The 3,168-nt window shown below is 38.1% G+C and carries 3 protein-coding genes; 1 reads left to right on the top strand and 2 read right to left on the bottom strand.

Features of this window, described 5'->3' with window-relative positions; genetic code table 11:
* Positions 1 to 362: 362 nt before the first annotated feature.
* Positions 363 to 995, top strand: a complete 633-nt coding sequence (locus tag JJE29_09305) for a DUF374 domain-containing protein (GenBank protein MBK5252812.1) — start codon at positions 363 to 365, stop codon at positions 993 to 995.
* Between the two features lie 191 nt (positions 996 to 1,186).
* On the opposite strand, the gene JJE29_09300 is transcribed toward JJE29_09305, so the two are convergent.
* A complete protein-coding gene (locus JJE29_09300; GenBank protein ID MBK5252811.1) occupies positions 1,187 to 2,047 on the bottom strand; it encodes a hypothetical protein in 861 nt (286 codons plus the stop codon).
* 293 nt (positions 2,048 to 2,340) lie between these two features.
* Positions 2,341 to 3,168 (bottom strand): macro domain-containing protein (locus JJE29_09295; protein ID MBK5252810.1); only part of this gene is annotated, 828 nt, incomplete at its 5' end.

The following is a 3,168-nucleotide window of genomic DNA, read 5'->3' as shown; positions in this document are numbered from 1 at the left end:
TTCGTGCCCCTTTTGAGTAAATATTATAGGCAAGTGCAAGGAAAATGCTTCTAATTGCGAAATACCCTTGCATTCATTATATCAAATATTCACCTAAAAGTCAGTTAAATCAATGCTTTGAAGGTTAATCAGCAGACACTAATTAAAGACGGATTTAATGGTTGCAAAACATCAGATGAAATAGCAGAGTGGTCTAAGAAAGTGATTTATATCCTTGAAAACAGAGATGTTCTTGAAACAATGAGAGCAAATGCATTTTTGTATTCTGAGAATTTTTCTTTGGAAAAAATGGCTGAGAGGGTTGAAAAGTTTTACAGAAAAATAATTGAGGATAAAGCTAATCGGCTAAAGGAGACTTAAAGATGATTAAAGCTATATTTGAAAAATTGACGACAATGATTATGGTAGAATATATAGATTTTGTTTATAATACCAGCAAAGTCAACTTAATCGGACATAACGAGATATTAACCGAAGACAGTCAGGAGAAAGTAATTGCACTATTTTGGCATGGAGATAGTTATTGCCTCTATCCTGCTTTGAAGGGATCTAAACTATATATTTTAATTACTAAAGACAGAAGAGGAGATTACATATCAAATATGTGCGATTATTTTGGGTATAAAACAATAAGGATTCCGGATACCTCTGATGGAGGAAAACATCTATTCAAAATGAGAAAAATCATTGATGTGGAAGATATTTCAAATGTTGCCATAGCTTTAGATGGCCCTCTTGGATTTTATCATGTTCCAAATGATTTTGCTTTCATTTCTGCTCGTCTGACAAAACGAAGAATACTGCCAATTTCGTTTAGTGTGAAAAGAAAGATCGAATTGCATAAAAGATGGGATCATTTTAAAATACCATTGCCTTTTAATATTATATCAATTTATTTTAACGAACCTATAGAAGTTACCAGAAAAGACAAAGATGAGAAATTTTCTTCTTTAAAGAATAAAATCAAGTATGCTATGGAAAATCAAAATTTATAAATAAAAGATTATAACTAAATAAAGCAATAACACCATCCCCACGATTACGCCATATGAATCAAATAGATCGAGAAACTTCTCCCTGTCTACCTTCATATTTCTTCAATTCATTTTCAAATCCACACATTCAACTCCTCCTTTTATCATTTTCATAACCTCTTCGTAATGCTTCCACGCTTCATCCGGATTTATTATGGTCGCCAGATCATAAAACTCCCAAACATTGGATTTATCCGAAATAAACACCGTTGCTTCCCCTCTTCTGTCCAATGGCTCAACCACAATAGCCGCGAAAGAACTGTCTGGTCTGTAAATTGCATGAACAAAATGTCCTCCTGACCGTATTTCGCCTTAGTTTTGTCGATGTATTGCAAAGCATCGAGCGCAGCAATCATACATGGTGTAAAATCCAATATCTTGGGGAATTTTTTCTCTACCACTTCCTTCAAACCGCATTCCACCGCAAGCGTTACCTTTACATATCCGCTGTCGCATACCCCCGTTCCCGAGTCTATAATTCCACCAGATAGTATTTCCAAGAGCACATTCCTGTTTTCGTATTTCCCGTTATCGTGCGTTGACTCCAATTTCCTATATATTTTAGCTTCATGAATTCTTTCCGACATTACACCAGAAATATGAACCATCATAAATGAAAGCCTGTCATCATTTCCGCATGACAACCAGTCACGCAAATCCACTATGCAATCTGCCGTCGAAATTATCGCTGCAAAAGGTCCGCAATCACCAATGGATTTGACTGTGACAAGCCCGAATCCACCAACCTCATCGACCAAGCAATCAAACCCCTTGTCATTGTTTTCCTGCTCCATTCGATTGTCTTTTTTCTCCATGTATAAAACCATTTCCATCATCGCTTGCACAGGGCTAGGCAAACCACCATCACACGGATATGCCTTTTCAACACTCTCCGCTACCCTTTCATCAGATGCAAGTATAAACTCAGCTGGACCACTATTCAATCCCATGGCAACTTTATGAAATTTGTATTCTCTACCCATCAGCTCAAGCAGAAAGTTCACATGTTTCATTTCACCGCCTCCTATCCTCAAATTCCCATCTCCCACGATTAATTTCACGTTCAACCCGCTGTGAACTCTTCGTCTATTTATTTTCGAGCTTAAACAACATCCCATCAGTTTATGGTTTTACAATACCACCTTCATATAATGCATTGTTCGCATAAAAAGCGACAAATCCATCGCCATGCGAACAACAAAAATGTTGAACACGCGCGATGGATCTGCCGCCGATTTATGTATTCATTATCAATTTTATCTAAGACCTTCAGATATAAATGATTTCTCCGACTTCTCGAATCTGCTTACTCTGCATACATTCTCCCGCCCAGCTGCTTCTGGTTCCGATCGAATAGAACTATATTCACATTGAAAATATCATAGTTTCTCTTTTCTATGAAATACCTGACAATAACATCAACCTTGCTGCTATTCGATAGGGCAAAGCCAGCCCTCAGAAGCAGATCCCTGGTTTCATCAAGATTTAGATTCAAGGCAATCGCGAAGGCAAGCGCCGTTGATTTACTCGGGTGGTAATCCTTGTTGCTCCTTATCTTAGAAAAAAGCTTGCCGCTTACATTCGCTGTTTTATACGCTTCGACATCAGTCATTTTTCTTTTGTCAATCAGGCTCAAGAGAGTCTCAGAGAATGTTTCGTCGAGGTGAGCCAATACATCGTCCAAGCTGCTGGCATACCTTCTTTGAAGTTCGTACACAGACATTTCTTCCAAGTTGTAAAACGAATCGGATTTTAAATCATTCTCTTCTATATAGTTTTCGTCTATGTAATGCTTGATTGACGAAGACAGTTTCTCCGATATCCCGAATGTCTCCTTGTCGTACACCACAAGAAAAATATCCATGTCATTTTCAATCAGAAAGTCTCCAATAACAGATATTGCCGTTTCAAGAGCCCTGTCCTTTGGGTATCCGGAAGTGCCTGATGAAATGATTGGAAATGCAATACTCTTGATATTGTACTCCTTGGCAATCGCAAGTGAATTCCTATAGCAGTCAGCCAGCAACTCCTCCTCGTTCCTATTTCCACCATGCCAGACAGGTCCTACGGTATGAATTACATACTTCGCATTTAGATTGTATGCCTTCGTTATCTTTGCCTGACCGACTTCGCA

The organism is Peptostreptococcaceae bacterium (assembly GCA_016649995.1).
GTDB lineage: Bacteria > Bacillota > Clostridia > Peptostreptococcales > BM714 > BM714.
Note: the sequence above shows the minus strand (reverse complement) of the source record. Positions and strands in the feature narration are given on the sequence as shown.